Raw genomic sequence first — 18,459 nt, forward strand, 5'->3', positions numbered from 1 at the left:
CCGGAACGTCGCAGCCGCAGTTTGAGTTTGGAGGCAGGCATGAAAAGCCAGGACGAAACGCTTGAGGAGTGGTGCCGGCTGCTGCTTCGGGCCTTCGAGCTCGAAGACGTGCAGGTGGATGTCAATGAAGTGCTGTCGCTTGCCGGAGTGGCCGCCCACTCGGTGGTGCGGCCAGCGGCGCCGCTGACCACATTCATAGCCGGGTTTGCTGCGGGTCTTGCGTCCGGTTCGGGCCAGGCCCCGGATTCCACCTCCATGAAAGCGGCAATGGACGTCGCCCGTTCCGTCACAAGGGTGTACGCGGCCGAAGAGCAAGGGGAGGACTCCGTCTCACCGGCGGTGGGCACCTCCACAGACGTTCCGGCTCCCAGCGGGACACCGGGGGAATGACCGCCGCCCCCGGACATCCAACTGCCGATGCCATGGAGCCGGCCGCCGCCCCCGCCGAGGACAGCGCCGCCGCCGGAAACGTAACTCCCTCCCGGGGGACTTCCGGGACTGGAACCCTGTCCCCGGACAATTCCGCCGAAAGCGGTGCCGAGGCCAAGGACGCCGCCCCCGGGAAACACCTGGCGCACACCTGGGAGGAAGCGCGGCAGGCCGCCTTTGATTGCGCCGCCCCGATCCCGGCTGCCCCGGTTCCCCTCCGTGAGGCACTGGGCCGGACACTGGCTGCCGACATCACGGCGCTGCAGGACATGCCCCATTACGCGTCCTCGGCCATGGACGGATGGGCCGTCAACGGCACCGGTCCCTGGATCCTTGCCGAACCCGGGCTTCGGCTGGCCCCGCACCAGGCCAGCGTCATCGTGACCGGCGGACTCCTTCCGCCCGGAGCCAAGGCTGTGCTGCGCAGTGAAAGCGGCGTCATATCCACGGATGACGAGGGTCTGCCCGTGCTGGCGGCGGGCGGAACCGCCCGTCCCGGGGAACCCCGGAACGGGCAGCACATCCGCAAGGCAGGGGAGGAAGCCACAGCCGACGAGGTGCTGGTCAAAGCCGGCATCCTGCTGAATCCCGCCCATCTGGCACTTGCCGCCCTCGCCGGCTACGACGACGTGCCGGTCTTGGGAAAACCCGTGGTGAAGCTGCTGCTGACGGGCTCCGAGGTGGTGGATCACGGCATCCCTGAACCGGGAAAGGTGCGCGACACCTTTGGCCCGCAACTGGCTTCAGTGGTGGGGATGCTGGGCGGCATCTGCGCCGCTCAGGTAAGAATTGGCGACAGTTACAGCGAATGGCTGGAGGCACTGGAGGACGAGGGTCCAGGTGCCGAGCCGGACGGCCTCCCCGGCGAGGCATCAGGGGCAGGCCTTCCCCCCGACGTCGTCATCACCACCGGAGGCACCGGGAAATCCGGAACCGACCACTTCAGGCGGGCGGTGGCTGAACTCGGCGGCCGGCTCGTGATCGACGGGGTGGCCATGCGTCCGGGCCACCCCGCTGTCCTGGCCGAGCTTCCGGACGGGCGCTTCGTGCTGGGGCTGCCCGGAAACCCGCTCGCTGCCATGATGGCGCTGTCTACGGTAGGGGCGCCGCTTCTCGCGGCCCTGGGCCACGGAGCCATTCCGCCTGTGCAGGAAGTGCCGTGTGGAGCGATGATCGATCCCGACCCCGGCCGGACCCGGCTCATGCCGTTCCGGCTCCTTTACGGCATGGCCTCGCCTGCGCCGCACACCGGCCCTGGCATGATGCGGGGCCTGGCCTCAGCGGACGGCGTCATGGTGGTTCCGCCCCACGGCGTGCAGTTGGGCGAGGCCGTCCCTGCGTTCGCGCTGCCATGGGGCCCAGCCATCCCTCAGCCCACGTCGGCCGGTTCCAAGCCTAAAACCCCGCCGCGCAAGACCGGAAACCGGTCCTCGGCCAAGCCGCCGGCGATTAGCGGCCCCGTGGACTGGAGCGCGCTCCTGGACTGAATTCCAAGCAGAACGGACGGCGTTGGTATCCCTGACCTTGACTTGCAATGATGGAGGCATGAACAGGCTGGCATACGGGGTGACCCGATGGGACGCGTGACGCAACGGCGCAAGATCCACCGGTACGTCCTGGACGGCTCGCCGGCTTCCCTCGAATTTCCGGTGCGGCACCGTGAGGATGTCCTGGCAGTGGAGGAACCGCTGGAGATCCGGCTCGGCAGTCTTTCCTTCTCCGTGACGATGCGGACGCCGGGGGACGACTTCGACCTCGTGGCAGGGTTCCTGGTGTCCGAGGGCGTCATCTGGAGCCCTGAGCAGCTGATCTCGCTGAGGTTCTGTGCCGGCGAGGATGAAAACGGCGTCCAGACCTTCAACGTGGTGGAAGCCCAGCTCCGGCCGGATGTGGTGCTGCCGGACACTGGACGCCATGTGTACACGTCCAGTTCCTGCGGGATCTGCGGGACCGACTCAATCGAGTCGGTCCGGAAGTCCTCGCACTTCAGCGCCGCTGAGGACCAGCTGACGGTCCCGGTAGGAACCCTCGCCTCCCTTCCGGACCTGCTGAGGAAAGCGCAGACGGTATTTGACGCCACCGGCGGAGTCCACGCGGCAGGTCTTTTCAGTGTCGACGACGACGGCGGTGCCAGGCTGCTGTGCCTGCGCGAGGACGTGGGCCGGCACAACGCAGTGGACAAGGTCGTCGGATGGGCGTTGCGCGAACGTCGCCTGCCACTGTCCGGAACGGTGCTCCAGGTATCCGGCCGTGCGTCCTTTGAGCTCGTGCAAAAAGCTGCCCTGGCGGGCATTCCGGTACTGGCCGCGGTCAGCGCCCCCTCCAGCCTTGCCGTCGAGCTCGCGGAGTCCAGCGGGGTGACCCTAGCCGGTTTCAGCCGGGGGAGCAGCCTTAACGTCTATGCCGGTGCCGAGCGGATTTCCCTGCCTGCGCCGCTGCCGCGGTAGTGGGTGCGGACCCTTGGTTATTTCCCTCTGACGCAGTAGATTTTATCCATCGAATGGACGCGATCCGCTCTTTCACGGCAGCGAACCTGCCCGGACATCAGCTGCGTGACGCCCAGGCCCGCGAGGAAGCCGGCACAGGACGCACCGGCTTAAAGCATTAAAGAGGAATACATTGCACGACGACCGCCGGATCACGGAAGTCCGCCTCGACCGCTTCCTGCGGGAGCGGATCACCCCCGCGATCTACTCGCGAAGTGTACCCCTGGCACTCAGCAGTTGGGACGTTCCGGATGAACCCGTCCCTGTGACGCAGGCCCTGCGCCAGGACTTCGTGCCACAGGAACACGGTGCCGCCTGGGGCCGCCCCTGGGGCACCAAATGGCTGCGGCTCCAAGGCGAGGTTCCCGACTCCTGGGGCACGGCACCAGAGACCGAGGTGGAGATGGTGGTGGACCTGGGGTTCACTACCGAGATCCCCGGATTCCAGTGCGAAGGAACCGCCTGGCGTCCTGACGGCAGCATCATTAAGGCAATTTCTCCACGCAACCAGTACGTTCCGCTCAAGCTCCTGGGCAGCGGGATGGCTGTGGACTTCTACGTGGAGGCAGCTGCCAACCCGGACGTGGCCCAGGGCTGGAGCTTCGCGGCCACGCCCTACGGGGACAAGGCCACCGCCGGGACGCGGCCACAGTACCGCCTGGGCAGCATTGCCATAGCCGAGCTGAACCGGCCCGTATGGGAGCTGCAACAGGACATCTGGACGCTCAGGGGCCTTATGCACGAACTGCCCATGGAGCTGCCCCGGCGGCACGAGATCCTCCGCGCGCTCGAGCGCATGCTGGACATCATGGATCCGGACGACGTCGCCGGAACCGCATCGGCAGGCCGGGCCGCACTCGCCGAAGTGTTGGCGAGGCCCGCCTACGCCTCCGCCCACCAGTTGCTCGCCACGGGCCATGCCCACATCGACTCCGCCTGGCTGTGGCCGGTCAGGGAGACCATCAGGAAATGTGCCCGGACGTTTTCGAACGTGGTTGCCCTCATGGATGATGATCCCGACTTCGTGTTCTCCTGCTCCTCAGCACAGCAACTGGCGTGGATCAAGGAGTTCTATCCAGAGCTGTTCGGTCGGATCCGGGAGAAGGTGAAGTCCGGCCAGTTCGTTCCCGTGGGCGGCATGTGGGTGGAATCCGACACCAACATGCCCGGCGGTGAGGCCATGGCCCGGCAGTTCCTCGAAGGTAAGAGCTTCTTCCTGGACGAGTTCGGCATCGAATGTCAGGAGGCCTGGCTTCCTGACTCCTTCGGCTACTCCGCGGCCCTGCCGCAGATCGTCAAGGCCGCCGGCAGCCAGTGGTTCCTGACGCAGAAGATCTCCTGGAACCAGATCAACCGGATGCCGCACCACACGTTTAACTGGGAGGGGATCGACGGCACCAGGCTGTTCACGCATTTCCCGCCCGTGGACACGTACAACTCGGAGCTCAGCGGCCGGGACCTCGCCCACGCCGAACGCAACTACCGGGACCATGGCCACGGCACCATCTCGCTGGTTCCCTTCGGCTACGGCGACGGCGGAGGCGGACCCACCCGGGAAATGCTTGCCGCCGCCCACCGCACCGAGGACCTGGAGGGCTCGCCCAAGGTCCGGATCGGAACGGCGCGGAGCTTCTTCGAGCAGGCCCAGGCCGAGTACACGGCGCTGCCGGTCTGGGTGGGCGAGATGTACCTGGAACTCCACCGCGGCACCTACACCAGCCAGGCCCGTACCAAACAGGGCAACCGGCGCAGCGAGCACCTGCTCCGCGAAGCGGAATTGTGGTGCGCCACTGCCGCGGTCCGCACCGGTGGCTCCTTTGCGTATCCTGCGGCTGAGCTGAAGCGGCTGTGGCGGCTGGTGCTCCTTCAGCAGTTCCACGACATCCTGCCCGGCAGCTCCATCGCCTGGGTGCACCAGGACGCCGAACGGAATTACGCCGCCGTGGCCAGGGGACTCGAGGCGGTCATCGCCAAGGCTGCGGCAGCTGCGCTGGGGGAGGGCAGCGAGGAGTTCCTACTCAACGCGAGCCCCCATGAGCGCAACGGGGTGCCGGCGCTCGCGGCCGCGCTGCCGGTTCAGCTGGGCACGCCCGTTCGGACTGCCGCCCGGGACGGCGGCTTCGTGCTGGACAACGGGATCATCAGCGCCGTGCTGGACGCCAACGGCCTGCTGACTTCGCTGCGGGACCACGCCAGCGGCAGGGAAGCCATCGCCCCGGGCCAGTTCGGCAACCACCTGGAGCTGCACCGCGACACCCCCAACGAATGGGACGCCTGGGACATCGACGAGTTCTACCGGCGGAATGTCACGTCACTGACCGACGCGGCCTCGGTGACGCTGGAGCAGCAAGGCGGGGACGCCGTCGTCGTCATTGAGCGCCTCACCGGAGCCTCGCGCATCACGCAGCGCATCACCCTGTCGCCCGGCGCCGGCGCGCTGGGCATTTCCACCGACGTGGACTGGCAGGAACGCGAGAAGCTGCTCAAGCTGGGCTTTCCCCTGGACCTCCGCGCGGACCGTTCAGCCGCCGAGACCCAGTTCGGGCACGTTTTCCGGCCCACCCACGTGAACACGTCCTGGGAGGCGGCGAAGTTCGAGATCTGCGCCCAGCGCTGGATCCACGTCGCCGAGCCCGGCTATGGCGTGGCCATCGCCAATGCCTCCACGTATGGGCACGATGTGGCCAGGAGCATCAGGGACGACGACGACGGCGGCACCACCACCACCGTCCGGCTCTCGCTGCTGCGCGCGGCCAAGTTCCCGGACCCCAATGCCGACCGGGGCCGGCATGTGCTGGACGTCTGGATCCGGCCCGGCGCAGGTATCGCCGAGGCCGTCGAGGAAGGATACCGCGCCAACCTAGCCCCTCGGAGAATGACGGGCGGCCATGCCGTTGAGCCACTGGTCACCGTGGACAACAGGGCACTGGTCGTTGAAGCGGTGAAGCTGGCGGAGGACGGCTCGGGAGATGTCATCGTTCGCCTTTACGAGTCGCTGGGTGAACGCTCCGCCGGACGGCTCACCGCCAACTTTCCGGCCAAAAGCGTCCGCGCCGTGGATCTGCTCGAGCGGGAAGTCGACGCACCAGGGGTGGTGGCCGGCAGGGAATCCGCGGAACTCACGCTGCGTCCGTTCCAGCTGGTCACGCTCAGGTTCGCCCGTTGACCCGGTAGCGGGGCGGCGCCGGCGGCGGTCACAAACGGGTCAGAATTCGTGGAGCAGGCGCCGCACGAACTGCCGGGTGCGGTCCTGGCGCGGCGCCCGCAGCACCTCTGCCGCCGGGCCCCGCTCCACCACCACTCCGCCGTCCATGAAGATGACTTCGTCGGCCACCTGACGGGCGAAGGCCAGCTCGTGCGTGACGATCACCATGGTCCAGCCCTCCTCGGCCAACTCCTGGATGACGCCCAAGACTTCGCCCACCAGTTCCGGGTCCAGGGCCGAGGTGGGTTCGTCGAACAGCAGAAGCTGGGGCTTCAGGGCCAGGGCACGCACAATGCCCACGCGCTGCTGCTGCCCGCCGGACAGCTCGAACGGGTAGGCATCACGCTTGTCAGCCAGCCCTACGCGGGCCAGCAGTTTCTCCGCCTCGGCGACGGCTTCCGCCCTCTTCCGCTTCTGCACCTGGACGGGGCCCTCAATGACATTCTGCAGCACCGTCATGTGCGGAAAGAGGTTGTAGTGCTGGAAGACCATGGCGCTGCGGTCGCGGAGGTCCGAGATGTCCTTCTTGGCAACCTTGGCGGAGAAGTCGAGCGCGAGGTCCGTGCCGGTGGCGGTGTCCGCGAAGGTGACGGTGCCGGCGTCGGGCGTTTCCAGTCCGTTCAGCGAACGGAGCACAGTGGTTTTGCCGGAACCCGAGGGCCCGATGAGGGCCACCACGTTGCCGCGGCGGACATCGAGGTCGATGTCCCGGAGCACCACGTTGCTGCCGAAGGCCTTGGCCAGGTTGCGGACCGACAGCACCGGTTTTGGCTGGGGCGCGCCTGCGCGGGCGGGCTGGCTAGTGGGCGACATAGCGGTCCAATCTCTTTTCGAGGGCGGACTGGCCGGTGGACAGCGCCAGGCAGATGACCCAGTAGACCAGTGCGGCCTCAAGGTACAGCGCCATGAACTCCTGGCTGAACGCAGCGATCTGCTGGGCATTCCGGAAGAGCTCAGTGACGAGGATCAGCGAGGCCAGCGAGGTGTCCTTGACCAGGGAGATGAAAGTGTTGGACAGCGGCGGCACGGACACCCTGGCTGCCTGGGGCAGGATGATGCGGCGCAATGCCTGCGCCCGTGACATGCCGATGGTGTGCCCGGCTTCCCACTGCCCCTTGGGGACCGAGAGGATGGCCGCCCGGATCACCTCGGCCGCATAGCCGCCCACGTTGAGTGAAAAGGCGATGATGGCGCTGGGCCAGGGATCGAGCTTTACGCCGAGGCTGGGCAGGCCGTAGAAGATCACGAAAAGCTGGACCAACAGCGGCGTCCCGCGGATCACCGAGACATAGAACCTCGCCGCCCCTGACGCCACCGGGTTCCGGCTGAGCCGCATGAGCGCTACAAGCAGAGCAAGGGCCAGGCCGAAGGCAAAGGAGGCCAGGGTCAGCGGGATGGTCCCGGTGATGGCCCCGGTGACAATCGGGCCGAAGGAGCTCCAGACAAGGTCCCAGTTAAACGGCATCTACTTGGTGACGTCCGCGCCGAAGTACTTCTCCGAGATCTTGGTCAGTGTGCCGTCGGCCCGGAGATCGGCAAGCGCCTTGTCCACGGCGGCGGTGAGTTCGGTGGATCCCTTGCGGAACGCGAAGGCGCTCTCCGACTTTTCCTTGGTTTCGGCGGCGATCTTCAGTCCGGCGTCCGGGTTGGTCTTGGCGTAGTCAAGGTAGGTGAGTTTGTCGTTGACGATCGCGTCCACCCGGCCCTGGCGGACCAGCGTCACGCCCTGGGCCCAGCCCTCCACGGACTGGACGTTGGCGCCGGCATCGACGGCCAGCTTGTAGAAGTTGCTGGTCAGCGACTGTGCGGTGGTCTTGCCCTTAAGGCTGTCGAAACCCGTGATGCTGTTGTTGTCCGCCTTGGTCACGATCACACCCGTGGAGACTGTGTACGGTGTGGAGAAGTCATACTTTGCCTTGCGCTCGGCATTGATGGAGATCTCGTTCGCGATGGTGTCGAAGCGCTTGGCATCAAGGCCGGCGAAGATGCCATCGAACTGGGTCTCCTCGAACTTTGCCTTCACACCCAGTTTCCCGGCGACCGCCTTGGCGATTTCGACGTCGAACCCGGTGAGCTCGCCTGCGCCCTCGGCGTGGAAGCTGAAGGGCTTGTAGGTGCCCTCGGTGGCAATGACGATCTCACCCTTGGACTTCACGTCACTCAGCGACGAATCCGAACTGCTGCTTGCTGCCGGCGCCTGTGAGCCGCCGCAGCCGGACAGCGCGAGCGCGAGAGTTGCGAGCGTGGCTGCGATTGCACTGCGGCGGGTGTGGAGGCGGTTCATGGCGGTTCCTTCTTCTTGCTGGCTGCGTAGGGCTTTGTCACGGCGGCCGGAGCCGGTCACACGCGACACTACCCCCCACAACGCACTTGGAAAGTTGTTTTATTTCGCCATCTTACGGGGGACAGCTACAGCCCTTAAACAGGCTGAGTGGGGGCGGTCCCCAACGTCCCGCCACCACTCATCCCCCCAATGTGCGCTCCGGCAGGCGCCACGGCCCCGTCTTCACGGAAGGCTAGGCAGCAACTGCTTTCACACATTCATGATTCTCTCACGGTCTAATGATTTTGTGAATCCCGCCGCCTTACCTTTCAGTAGATGACGTCCCCGGCGCACGGAAACCTGTGGCCCGGACCCGGGCCAGCCAGACCATTCCAAGCCCCAGCACATAGAACACGACGGCGCCGTTGTTGACCACGAGCCGCGGCAAGGTGAAGGCCGGCCCCGTGAACTCCAGCACGAGTCCTGCCGTTGTGGCCACGGCGCCTGCCGCCATCAGGGACGCCCCCGTGCGGACGAGGGAGGGCAGCCTGCTGTTGGCGGCCCGGAGCAGGCAAGGCAGAAGTGCCAGCGATACGTAGACCGGGTAACCACGTGCGACGGCCCAGTAGAAAGGCAGCAGGGCAGCGTTGCGGGCACTTGTCCCGCCGACCTCCGCAAGGCCCAGGGATGACCCGGAAGAGTCCATGGCCAGGAAGATCGTGACCAGGGCCGCGGAAAACAATCCCAGCATGGCGAGCCCGAATCGCCCGGAGATGAGGCGGTATGCGTCGGCGGCGCCAAATGCCCTGCTCACGCGGAGCGCCACCAGGAAAAGCGTGGCAAAAACGATAAGCCGCAGCAGGACGTTGGCAATGTTAATGCCGCCAACAGCGCGATCGATGGCCAGGTAGAACGGTCCCATGCTGAGTGCGGCGGCAGCCGTGGCCAAAAGGAAGATGACGAAGAGCGAGCGGTTCCGGCCCTGCAGGGTGCTCGGAATTCGGACCAGGGTGGCAACGGCGCAAACGATCAGGGTGGTCCATTGCAGGATCTCTGTCATCCGCGATTCCCCCAGATCTTTCGGTTTGTTTCCTGGTCTTGATTCTCGCGTCGTGGGATTGCCGGGCGCTCGACGGTGGTCCGGCATGCCCCGTCAGTCAGGGGCGGACAGCGCGCCGGTGACCTTCCTGCCCGCCCGGAGCTTGGCCAGCCAGATCAGCGTCAGCCCGACCACAAAGCACAGGATGGCGGTGTAGTTGATAACGAACGTGAGGTACCCCAATGCGGCTGGAATCACCGGGAAGAAGAGGCTGAGGATGGTGGCTATCCCCCCGATGGCAAGCAGCAGGGCACTGATGCGAAGCAGAGCGGGAAGGGTGCCGCGCACTGCCCGCAGCAGGCCGGGCAGGATGGCTAGGGAAACATAGGCCGGATAGGCGCGGCCGGCAGCGCCGTAGTACTCGACCAGCGCCCTGTTCCGCTCATCCTTGGCATATACGCCCACAAGGCCCACTGACGAACCCTCGCTGTCCATCAGGGCGAAGAAGACCAGCATTGCTGCGGAGATCAGTCCCAGGACCAAGGTGCCGCGGCGGCCGCGGATGAGCCGGAGGCCGGGCTGGTCGCCGAAACCCTTAGCGATGCGCATGCCCAGGACGTAGACGGCCGCGAAGATGATGAAGCGCAGGAGCAGGTTGGCCACGTTAGTGTTTCCGAGCAGGCTGTCAATGGCCATGTAGGGGCCCTTGATGCTGAGCAGGATGGCAACGGTCATCAGCGCCAGAATGTAGAACAGCGATCTGTTCTTCTTGCGGACCAGATTGGGGATCCGGGACAGCGCCGCAGCGCCGCATGCGATCAGGGTGGTCCACTGCAGGATCTCGATCATCCGAGGTTCTCCCAGATCTTTTCGGTTTGTTCTTGGTCTTGTTCCTGGCGCCGCAGTGTCTTCCCGACCGCCTGCAGCCGGTCTCCAGCCAGGACTGCCAGTTCGCCGTCGGACAGCCTGTCCAGCGCCGCTTGCCGGGCCCCTGGCTCCCACCCGGCTTCCGCTTCGGTGATCAGGCCGGTGGCCACCAGCCCTCCCGTCAGTCCGACGCCGGCAGCCCGGGAGGTGGCTATGGCCACCTCGGGTGCCAGCCGGTTTGCGGTGAGCTGGGCCGAATAGTTCTGCGGTGCGATGCCCGTGGCGGCGGAGACGCGGTGGCGGAGTTCGCCGTCGTCAATCGCGTCCACCCAGTTCTTCACGGAGGTGACGTGCGGCGCCGGGCCGAGTTCCGGCCGCTTGGCCTGCTGCGCGCCCGATCCGGGGTCGGCGCCGGATCCGGCTTCCGGTGCGGATCGTGCAATGACCGCCCGCAGCAGATCAACGGTGGCAATCTGGCTGACCAGCTCCTGCGGGGTAGGAGGGACCTGGGGTTCGGCAAGATCGCGGTAGGTCTCAAAATAGGCCAGCGCGGCGACCGGATTGACGTTGAAGGCCCGGCTGATGCTGACCACCGTCGCTTCGGCCACTTTGCCCCGGACGAGCTGCTGGGCCAGGGTGGTGCGCTTGACCTGCGACAGCCTGGAGACATCGGCCATGCTGGTGTCAGGTGCGATGCCGTGTAGCCAGCGCTGGAACGCTTTGGCGGGGAGTGGCATGGAACGCTCTCTGCTGAACGAATGATTGGCACGATAGTAGCTGCCGCCACTCTCGATTTTACGCAGCCCACAGCTTCAACTATGCTAGTTTCTCGAACCCGCTGGTCCGTACACCCCCCAAGTCCGGACCAGCGGGTTCTTTCATGCCCGCCGGAATTTCTCTGGCCGAAACGGGCAGCGGTGAGAGGATGGACTAATGACTGCAACCCTTGTTGCCAAAGACCTTGCGGGCGGTCATGATCACCGCACTCTCTTCTCAAAGCTTTCCCTGACGGTGGCCCCGGGGGACGTTGTTGGCGTGGTCGGTGCCAACGGAGCCGGCAAATCCACGCTGCTCCGCCTCCTTGCCGGCGTGGATTTGCCGCAGGAAGGAAGCGTGAGCCTCGCCCCGGCAGACGCCTTCGTGGGATGGCTCCCGCAGGAACACGAGCGGATGGCCGGTGAAACCGTGGCTGCCTACATCGCCCGCCGCACCGGCTGCGCCCAGGCCACCGCCGAGATGGAAGCCACCGCAGAGGCTCTCGGCGGAGGAGCGCCCGGCGCCGACGATGCGTATTCCCTGGCCTTCGACCGCTGGATGGCTTCCGGCGCCGCTGACCTTGACGAGCGCATTCCGCCCGTCCTCGCCGATCTCGGACTGGACATTGGGCCGGACGCCGAAATGACCGGCCTGTCGGGAGGCCAGGCAGCGCGGGTTGCGCTCGCCGCCCTGCTGCTGAGCCGCTTCGACATCGTACTGCTGGACGAGCCAACGAACGACCTTGACCTCGACGGACTCGCCAAGCTGGAATCGTTCGTCCAGGGGCTCCGCGGCGGCGCGGTGCTCGTGTCGCACGACCGCGAATTCCTGGCCCGCTGCGTGACCACCATCGTGGAGTTGGACCTCGCCCAGAATTCCGTGGCGGTGTACGACGGCGGTTACGAGGCGTTCCTCGAGGAGCGCGCCGTCGCCCGCCGGCACGCCCGCGAACGCTATGAGGAATTTGCCTCCACCAAGGCGGACCTGGTGTCCCGGGCGCGGACCCAGCGCGAGTGGAGCTCACAGGGCGTCCGGAACGCGATGAAGAAAAGCCCGGACAATGACAAGATCCGCCGCGCTGCGAGCACAGAGTCATCGGAAAAGCAGGCGCAGAAGGTCCGGCAAATGGAATCGCGCATCGCCCGGCTGGATGCGGTGGAGGAGCCGCGGAAGGAATGGCAGCTCCAGTTCAGCATCGGCCAGGCGCCGCGCTCCAGTTCCGTGGTGGCCACACTCCGCGACGCGGTGGTCCGGCAGGGAAGTTTCACACTGGGCCCCGTGAACCTGCAGCTCAACGCCGGCGAACGGATCGGCATCACCGGGCCAAACGGCGCGGGCAAGTCCACGCTGCTTCGCCTGCTGCTGGGAATCCAGGAGCCTCATTCCGGTGACGCTTCCAGGGGCGCTTCGGTGGCCGTCGGCGAAATCGACCAGGCCCGCGGCCTGCTGGCCGGCCACCTGAACCTCGGGACCGCCGTCGAAGCCGTGCTGACCGATCAGACTCCGGCGGAGGTCCGCACGCTGCTGGCCAAATTCGGACTCAAGGCGGACCACACGTCCCGCACTGTGGATTCACTGTCGCCCGGGGAACGCACCCGCGCCGCCCTGGCTCTCCTGCAGGCCCGCGGCGTAAACCTGCTGGTCCTGGACGAACCCACCAACCACCTGGATTTGCCCGCGATCGAACAGTTGGAGGAGGCGCTGGAAAGCTACGACGGTGCCCTGCTCCTGGTCACCCACGACCGCCGCCTGCTCGAAAACGTCAGGCTCGATGCGCGCTGGAATGTGGACAACGGCGTGGTCACTGAAGTTATGACAGGCAAGATGGAGCACAAACTATGAGCATGGACGGCGTGGCCTGGCGCTCGCTTTACAACATCACCCGCGCCAAGAGCGGTTCCAAGCCGTTCTCCAAGGAGACGCTGAAGCGCGTTCTTGGTTTCGCGCGGCCACACCGCGGCAAACTGATTGCCTTCGTGGCCGTGTCCATCGTCATGGCTTTCCTGGCGGTGGCAACGCCGGTCCTCGCCGGCCAGGTCGTCAACGCCATCGTCGCGTCCGCGGGCACGGATGAGGTGATCCGTCTGGCCGGGCTGATCGCCGGGGTTGCCGTTGCTGAAGCCGCGCTGGGAATGGTGAGCCGCTGGCTGTCTTCGACCATCGGGGAAGGTGTCATCGTTGACCTCCGCACCCGGGTGTTCGACCATGTGCAGAAAATGCCCATTGCCTTCTTCACGCGGACCCGCACCGGCGCCCTCGTCAGCAGGCTGAATAACGACGTCATCGGGGCGCAGTCCGCGTTTGCCGGAACGCTGTCCGGGGTGGTCAGCAACGTGGTGGCCCTCATTCTGACCCTCATCGTCATGCTCAACACTTCCTGGCTGGTCACCGTGCTGGCCATGGTCCTGCTGCCCATCTTCCTGATTCCGGCCCGCCGGATGGGCTCCAAGCTGGCCGATCTCCGCCGCGAAGCGGCGGAACACAATGCCGCCATGGGCACCCAGATGACGGAACGATTTTCTGCCCCCGGCGCCACGCTCGTGAAGCTCTTCGGCCGCCCGGCGGACGAATCCCGTGAGTTCGCGCTCCGTGCGGGCCGGGTCCGGGACATCGGTGTGCGGACCGCGATGCTGCAGTTCACCTTCGTGACGGCCCTGACGCTGGTTTCGGCGCTTGCGCTGGCCCTCGTCTACGGCCTCGGCGGCTGGCTCGCGATTGAACGCCAGCTCGCACCCGGCGACGTCGTTGTGCTGGCCCTGCTGCTCACCCGCCTTTATGCGCCGCTCACCGCGCTGTCCAACGCCCGCGTGGAAATCATGAGCGCCCTGGTCAGCTTCGAGCGCGTGTTCGAAATCCTGGACCTGAAGCCGCTCATCCAGGAAAAGCCCGACGCCGTTGCCGTCCCCCCTGGGCCTGTGGCCGTGGAGTTCGACGACGTCCGGTTCGCCTACCCGTCCGCGGACAAGGTCTCCCTTGCCTCGCTCGAGGAAGTCTCCACACTGGATACCCGCGGCGGCGAGGAAGTGCTGCACGGCATCAGTTTCCGCGTGGAACCCGGCCAGACCGTGGCGCTCGTGGGCTCGTCAGGGGCCGGAAAATCCACCGTCGCACAGCTGCTCTCACGGCTGTACGACGTCGACTCCGGCGCCGTGCGGCTCGGCGGCCGTGGTCCCGTAACCGGGCTGGACGTCCGCGACCTCACATTCGACTCCATGCGGGACACCCTTGGCATGGTCACCCAGGACGGGCACCTGTTCCACGAATCCGTCGCGTCCAACCTGCGGCTGGCCCGGCCCGACGCCACCGAGGAGGACATGTGGGACGTGCTGCGACAGGCACGGCTCGAATACATGATCCGCTCGCTGCCGGACGGGCTGGACACCGTGGTGGGGGAGCGCGGCTACCGCCTCTCCGGCGGCGAACGCCAGCGCCTCACCATCGCCCGGCTGCTGATCGCGCAGCCGCGGGTGGTCATTCTCGACGAAGCGACGGCGGCACTGGACTCCACCAACGAAGCCGCCGTGCAGGCGGCGCTCGGCGCGGCACTCGAGGGGCGTACCGCCGTCGTGATTGCCCACCGGCTTTCCACGATCCGTGCTGCGGACGTGATCCTCGTGGTGGAGGACGGCTCGATTGTGGAGCGCGGAACGCATACGGAACTGCTCGCCGCCGACGGCCGCTATGCAGAGCTGTACCGGACGCAGTTCGCCGAGGCCACCGCAGTGGCCGAGGAAGCGGTCCCAGAGCTCTGACCGTCATCGACGGGCGAGATCTCGGCGCTTAGGCACCGTCAAAGTGCCGAGATCTCACTACTCGGTGACGGTGTCGGCGGACGCCGGTGTCAGTGGACGCCGGGCCAGCGCCGGGAGGACGTGGTCCGTGAGCAGCGGCGCGAGGTCGGCGGGCAGCTCGGCTGCCAGGTCCAGCCAGCGGATTTCGGCGATCTCGGCCGAGGGGTGGGCAACCCAGGTCCCGGGGGCCGTGAATACGGTGGCCTCGATTTCCGTTGCAGCCTCGTTGGCGGCGTCGGCCAGCCAAACACCCATGGGCTTCAGCTCGCGCGGGTCAATGACGATCCCCACTTCTTCCGCGAGCTCCCGGGCGGCGGCCTGCACGGCGGTCTCGCCGGGCTCGGGCTTGCCACCGGGATGCATGTACTTGTCCGTGCCGCGCTTGCGGACGGTGAGGAGCCGGCCGGCGGCGTCATAGACACACACGGCGGAGACAATGATGCGCGGATTCACGCCCTCGAGCCTAGCTCCCCGGCGCCGTGCGTTGCGGTGATCCGCCGGAGCACGGATTCCAGCAGCAGGTCCTTGCGGGGGCCCGTGACGTCCCAGACATAGCCGAATTCATCCGGACCGCGCTGCGAGTACGTGACGCGGTAGGTGTCTGGATCGCACCAGTGCTGGTCCTGGCTCGCGTCCGTGGAGAAGCTCATCCGGTGGAACGGCCGGCCGTCGGGGAACGTCATGTCCAGGGCGTCGGGCGACTCCGTGGGCCTGAGGAGGTACTCCCTCGTGGCAGGGCCGGCGAAGATCCCCCCGCCCGAAGCAGGCCAGCGCACGGTGCCCTCTTCATGGAAACGCAGCCCGCCGCCGTCGGCCGTCTCAGAAAAAACCACGACGCCGGTAAAGGTGCCGCGGGTCCCGGCGGCGCGATCAAAAAGCGTCCGCTCCACGGACCAGCGTCCCTCACGGCCGGAGTCCGGAAGCGGAGGACCCAGCAGGTAGGCGCGGAGCCCGGATGTGTGCTGCGCTTTCAAGTGCCCTCGATTGGAATCGAACCAACGACACCGGCTTTAGGAGAGCCGTGCTCTATCCACTGAGCTACGAGGGCGGGCGTCCGTCGCAACCGGCACGGGGCCGGCCCGTTCGGACACGCTTACAAGCATACAAGGTGACGGCGCGTACTACGCTCTTGGCATGGCCGCCGCAGCTCACGCCCCGTCCGTCCGGGAAACCTTCCTGCCCGATACCGCCTCGACCAGGCACTACATCGGGGCCTGGGCGGTGCTCAGCGTCGTGCAGTATTTCGTCGCGGAGACCGCAGTGATCGGGGCCTGGGCCGGGCCTGAACCGTACAGCCGGCGGACGGGGCTCATCAGTGACCTGGGGGCTGTCCATTGCGGCATTTACGAGGACCGGAGCATCTGCTCGCCGCTGCACTTCCTCATGAACGCCTCGTTCGTGGTCCAGGGCCTGGGCATGCTGCTGGGCGCGCTCCTGCTGGGTTCGGCACTGCTGCGGATCGCTGCCCGGCCCGGAGTCCGCGTGGCGGCCAGCCACACCGGCGAGACGCCGTGGTTCGCGGCGGTGGGTGCCCGCGTCCTGACCGGAACGGCCGGCACCGGAACAGTCATTGTGGGTCTTGTGCCCGAGGACCTGGGCTCCGGCTGGCACGTCGCCGGGGCGGTGATGTACTTCAGCGCCGGAGCCCTCGCGCTGCTGCTGCTGGGCGGTCTGTGGCTGCGTCAGACCCCGCTGGGGTGGTTCATTCTCGCCTCGGGCGGCGTCTCCGCGGCGGCCGTGGTCACGTCGGGCGTCACCGGCCTTCATGTCCCCGAGCCGGGCACACTGGAGCGGCTGATGGGCTATCCCATCACCATTGGCCTGGCTGCAGCCGGGCTGGTCATTGCCCAGCGCGTCCGGCAGGAGCGGTCGGTGCGCAGGGCCCTGCGGGCCCGTGCCGTCCAAGGGACTGGGCCCACCTAGGTGGTCTTGGCGCCTTCCTTGGCAGCCCGGCGCCCGAGGAAGACGGCGGCGCCGCCGGCGGCCAGGCTCACCACCAGCAGCACCCAGCCGGCAACGGTGAGAAATGACGCCAAGGCGACCTGCCCGGCGTCGAGGGTGGGAGCGGACACCATCGCGTCAATGGCCACGTTGGCCCATAGCCTGGCCACCACGAAGAGCAGCGGGAGGGACCACAGTGCCCAACGGAGTGCCTTCTTCGCCACATTCGTGCCGATCAGGAGGAGCCAGGTGAAGCCGAAGATCAGCGGGAACAAGGTGCCCGCGGTCTTGTGGATGTAGTTGAGCTGCCCGCGGGCGTCGCCGTCCAGCGCCCTGCGCAGCTGCTCCGCGAAGCCCGGATCAAAGCCGCCGATGAGCGAATCGGGCATCGGCAGGCCGCCCGAAAGCTGGGTGAGCTGGTTCAGCGTGAGCAGGTGAACGTACCAGAACAGGAACAGGCTGGCCACGAGGCCGGCGATGAGGATCACGTTGCTGTTGTTCTGCGCCTTCTCCGGCGTGCGGGCCGTGGTGGGGTTGATCACCGGCGGCAGGTGGTGCTGGGGGACTGCGGCCTTTGCGCCGTGCTTCTTGATCCGCTGTGCAGGTGTCTTGGCCATGCGTCCATTATCGCCCGCGATTCACGACCGCTGCCCGCGTCCGCTCCGGCCGGCTGCGCCACCGCCACGTCCCCGGGCCGCCTGTTATGTGCCGCCTGGTCGGGGCCGCCTGTTCAGTGCCGGTGGCCGCCGATAGGCTGGGGACCGTGACAGAACTTGGAAGACACAAGCTGGGTAAACACAGTGCGGCCAACCTGAGCCCCGACCTTGACGATTTTGAGCTGGCATCCGGCCTGGTCCGCGAAGCGGGAATGCTGGCGCTGATGATGCGGCAGGGCGGCCTTGACGCCCAGCGCAAGACCTCGGTTTCCGACGTCGTCACCGCGGCAGACCATGCCGCCGAAGCCTACGTGCTGGAACAGCTGCAGCGCTGCCGGCCCAACGACGGCGTGCTCGGCGAGGAAGGAGCGGCCGTCCGTGGAAGCAGCGGCCGTACCTGGGTCATTGATCCCGTGGACGGCACCTACAACTTCCTGAACGGATCCACGTACTGGTGCTCGGCGATTGCCCTGAAAGATGAATCCGATGTGCTGCTCGGTGCCATCTTCCAGCCGGAGGAGGACAAACTGTGGCTGGGCGGCACGGGCCGCGCGGCCACGCTTAACGGCGCCCCCCTCACCACGTTCCAGCCGGCCGGCGCGGACCGCAGCGCGGCCCCGCTCGCCGACATCGGCGCCGCCACGTACATCCACCCCCGCTGGCTGGCGGACCCCATGTGCGCCATGCCCTGGCATGCTGCCGCCACTTCCGCGGCGACGCTGCGCATGCTCGGGTCCGGCTCCTGCGACCTCGGGCGCGTGGCCGACGGAGAGCTCGGCTGCTGGTTCCAGCACAGCTGCCCGGAGTGGGACTGGCTTCCGGGGAAAGCAATTGTGCTCGCCGCCGGCGGCGCCGCCGGAAGCGTCTCCGTGAACGGCCTTGAGTGGTTCATGGCAGGGGGCGCGACGGCGGTACACCAGTTGCGTGCGGCTCTTGAGTCAGGCTCTGTGGACTAGCTATTGCGGCGCGGCCCCGCTTCTCGGGGACCGGCTTCTCGGGGACAAGCGTTGCGACGCCGGATCCGGC

17 protein-coding genes and 1 tRNA gene are annotated in these 18,459 nt (G+C 66.9%); 8 read left to right on the forward strand and 10 right to left on the reverse strand.

Translation table 11 applies throughout. The features are described from left to right. Positions 1-39 precede the first annotated feature (39 nt). The 4 genes from LQ144_RS07425 to LQ144_RS07440 all read left to right on the forward strand — a co-directional run bounded on the left by LQ144_RS07425 (position 40) and on the right by LQ144_RS07440 (position 6,081). Positions 40-390: a DUF6457 domain-containing protein gene (locus tag LQ144_RS07425; RefSeq protein WP_230117937.1), complete on the forward strand. Its 351-nt coding sequence runs from the start codon at positions 40-42 to the stop codon at positions 388-390. Next, a complete protein-coding gene (locus LQ144_RS07430; RefSeq protein ID WP_230117938.1) occupies positions 387-1,916 on the forward strand; it encodes a molybdopterin-binding protein in 1,530 nt (509 codons plus the stop codon). Before LQ144_RS07425 ends, LQ144_RS07430 begins: the two co-directional genes overlap by 4 nt. Before the next feature lie 87 nt (positions 1,917-2,003). Further along, positions 2,004-2,876 carry a formate dehydrogenase accessory sulfurtransferase FdhD gene (fdhD, locus tag LQ144_RS07435; protein WP_230117939.1) on the forward strand — a complete coding sequence of 291 codons (873 nt, stop codon included), beginning with the start codon at positions 2,004-2,006 and terminating at the stop codon, positions 2,874-2,876. A 172-nt stretch (positions 2,877-3,048) separates the two neighbouring features. Further along, a complete protein-coding gene (locus LQ144_RS07440; RefSeq protein ID WP_230117940.1) occupies positions 3,049-6,081 on the forward strand; it encodes a glycoside hydrolase family 38 C-terminal domain-containing protein in 3,033 nt (1,010 codons plus the stop codon). A 39-nt stretch (positions 6,082-6,120) separates the two neighbouring features. Here LQ144_RS07440 and LQ144_RS07445 read toward each other — a convergent pair whose 3' ends face one another. From LQ144_RS07445 to LQ144_RS07470, 6 genes are all read right to left on the reverse strand, one after another. Next, positions 6,121-6,933: an amino acid ABC transporter ATP-binding protein gene (locus tag LQ144_RS07445; protein ID WP_290369728.1), complete on the reverse strand. Its 813-nt coding sequence runs from the start codon at positions 6,931-6,933 to the stop codon at positions 6,121-6,123. Beyond that, positions 6,920-7,585, reverse strand: a complete 666-nt coding sequence (locus tag LQ144_RS07450) for an amino acid ABC transporter permease (RefSeq protein ID WP_230117941.1) — start codon at positions 7,583-7,585, stop codon at positions 6,920-6,922. Before LQ144_RS07450 ends, LQ144_RS07445 begins: the two co-directional genes overlap by 14 nt. Beyond that, the gene (locus LQ144_RS07455) at positions 7,586-8,404 is read right to left on the reverse strand and encodes an amino acid ABC transporter substrate-binding protein (protein ID WP_230117942.1); all 819 of its coding nucleotides are present in this window, start codon (positions 8,402-8,404) and stop codon (positions 7,586-7,588) included. A gap of 301 nt (positions 8,405-8,705) precedes the next feature. After that, positions 8,706-9,443 carry a hypothetical protein gene (locus LQ144_RS07460; RefSeq protein WP_230117943.1) on the reverse strand — a complete coding sequence of 246 codons (738 nt, stop codon included), beginning with the start codon at positions 9,441-9,443 and terminating at the stop codon, positions 8,706-8,708. Positions 9,444-9,536: 93 nt separating this feature from the next. Beyond that, positions 9,537-10,271, reverse strand: coding sequence for a hypothetical protein (locus LQ144_RS07465; protein ID WP_230117944.1), 735 nt, complete (start codon positions 10,269-10,271; stop codon positions 9,537-9,539). Continuing rightward, entirely contained in the window at positions 10,268-11,026 is a 759-nt protein-coding gene (locus LQ144_RS07470; RefSeq protein ID WP_230117945.1) for a hypothetical protein, read from the reverse strand. The genes LQ144_RS07465 and LQ144_RS07470 overlap by 4 nt, the downstream gene beginning before the upstream one ends. 196 nt (positions 11,027-11,222) lie before the next feature. Here LQ144_RS07470 and LQ144_RS07475 point away from each other — a divergent pair, with 196 nt between their 5' ends. Both LQ144_RS07475 and LQ144_RS07480 read left to right on the forward strand, forming a co-directional pair. Continuing rightward, complete coding sequence (locus LQ144_RS07475; protein WP_230117946.1) at positions 11,223-12,887, forward strand: ABC-F family ATP-binding cassette domain-containing protein; 1,665 nt, start codon at positions 11,223-11,225, stop codon at positions 12,885-12,887. After that, the gene (locus LQ144_RS07480; RefSeq protein ID WP_230117947.1) at positions 12,884-14,797 is read left to right on the forward strand and encodes an ABC transporter ATP-binding protein; all 1,914 of its coding nucleotides are present in this window, start codon (positions 12,884-12,886) and stop codon (positions 14,795-14,797) included. Before LQ144_RS07475 ends, LQ144_RS07480 begins: the two co-directional genes overlap by 4 nt. Positions 14,798-14,854: 57 nt before the next feature. On the opposite strand, the gene LQ144_RS07485 is transcribed toward LQ144_RS07480, so the two are convergent. The 3 genes from LQ144_RS07485 to LQ144_RS07495 all read right to left on the reverse strand — a co-directional run bounded on the left by LQ144_RS07485 (position 14,855) and on the right by LQ144_RS07495 (position 15,884). Continuing rightward, the gene (locus tag LQ144_RS07485; RefSeq protein WP_230117948.1) at positions 14,855-15,289 is read right to left on the reverse strand and encodes an NUDIX domain-containing protein; all 435 of its coding nucleotides are present in this window, start codon (positions 15,287-15,289) and stop codon (positions 14,855-14,857) included. Next, positions 15,286-15,810: a DUF6314 family protein gene (locus LQ144_RS07490; protein WP_230117949.1), complete on the reverse strand. Its 525-nt coding sequence runs from the start codon at positions 15,808-15,810 to the stop codon at positions 15,286-15,288. Before LQ144_RS07490 ends, LQ144_RS07485 begins: the two co-directional genes overlap by 4 nt. Position 15,811: 1 nt before the next feature. After that, positions 15,812-15,884: transfer RNA gene (locus tag LQ144_RS07495), tRNA-Arg, on the reverse strand. 86 nt (positions 15,885-15,970) lie between these two features. Here LQ144_RS07495 and LQ144_RS07500 point away from each other — a divergent pair. Continuing rightward, the gene (locus LQ144_RS07500; protein WP_230117950.1) at positions 15,971-16,759 is read left to right on the forward strand and encodes a hypothetical protein; all 789 of its coding nucleotides are present in this window, start codon (positions 15,971-15,973) and stop codon (positions 16,757-16,759) included. On the opposite strand, the gene LQ144_RS07505 is transcribed toward LQ144_RS07500, so the two are convergent. Then, a complete protein-coding gene (locus LQ144_RS07505; RefSeq protein WP_230117951.1) occupies positions 16,756-17,394 on the reverse strand; it encodes a hypothetical protein in 639 nt (212 codons plus the stop codon). The two genes, LQ144_RS07500 and LQ144_RS07505, sit on opposite strands and share 4 nt — an antisense overlap. A gap of 146 nt (positions 17,395-17,540) precedes the next feature. Here LQ144_RS07505 and LQ144_RS07510 point away from each other — a divergent pair, with 146 nt between their 5' ends. Further along, a complete protein-coding gene (locus tag LQ144_RS07510) occupies positions 17,541-18,389 on the forward strand; it encodes an inositol monophosphatase family protein (protein ID WP_230117952.1) in 849 nt (282 codons plus the stop codon). Positions 18,390-18,459 lie beyond the last annotated feature (70 nt).

The organism is Arthrobacter sp. Bi83, assembly GCF_918698095.1.
In the GTDB taxonomy this organism is placed as follows: Bacteria; Actinomycetota; Actinomycetes; order Actinomycetales; family Micrococcaceae; genus Arthrobacter.

Bases quoted from the DNA above. Each gene is read 5' to 3' on its own strand.
- LQ144_RS07475 (WP_230117946.1), top strand. From the start codon at position 11,223: ATGACTGCAACCCTTGTTGCCAAAGACCTTGCGGGCGGTCATGATCAC.
- LQ144_RS07505 (WP_230117951.1), bottom strand. From the start codon at position 17,394: ATGGCCAAGACACCTGCACAGCGGATCAAGAAGCACGGCGCAAAGGCC.
- LQ144_RS07480 (WP_230117947.1), top strand. From the start codon at position 12,884: ATGAGCATGGACGGCGTGGCCTGGCGCTCGCTTTACAACATCACCCGC.
- fdhD (WP_230117939.1), top strand. From the start codon at position 2,004: ATGGGACGCGTGACGCAACGGCGCAAGATCCACCGGTACGTCCTGGAC.
- LQ144_RS07430 (WP_230117938.1), top strand. From the start codon at position 387: ATGACCGCCGCCCCCGGACATCCAACTGCCGATGCCATGGAGCCGGCC.
- LQ144_RS07425 (WP_230117937.1), top strand. From the start codon at position 40: ATGAAAAGCCAGGACGAAACGCTTGAGGAGTGGTGCCGGCTGCTGCTT.
- LQ144_RS07465 (WP_230117944.1), bottom strand. From the start codon at position 10,271: ATGATCGAGATCCTGCAGTGGACCACCCTGATCGCATGCGGCGCTGCG.
- LQ144_RS07450 (WP_230117941.1), bottom strand. From the start codon at position 7,585: ATGCCGTTTAACTGGGACCTTGTCTGGAGCTCCTTCGGCCCGATTGTC.
- LQ144_RS07455 (WP_230117942.1), bottom strand. From the start codon at position 8,404: ATGAACCGCCTCCACACCCGCCGCAGTGCAATCGCAGCCACGCTCGCA.
- LQ144_RS07500 (WP_230117950.1), top strand. From the start codon at position 15,971: ATGGCCGCCGCAGCTCACGCCCCGTCCGTCCGGGAAACCTTCCTGCCC.
- LQ144_RS07445 (WP_290369728.1), bottom strand. From the start codon at position 6,933: ATGTCGCCCACTAGCCAGCCCGCCCGCGCAGGCGCGCCCCAGCCAAAA.
- LQ144_RS07470 (WP_230117945.1), bottom strand. From the start codon at position 11,026: ATGCCACTCCCCGCCAAAGCGTTCCAGCGCTGGCTACACGGCATCGCA.
- LQ144_RS07460 (WP_230117943.1), bottom strand. From the start codon at position 9,443: ATGACAGAGATCCTGCAATGGACCACCCTGATCGTTTGCGCCGTTGCC.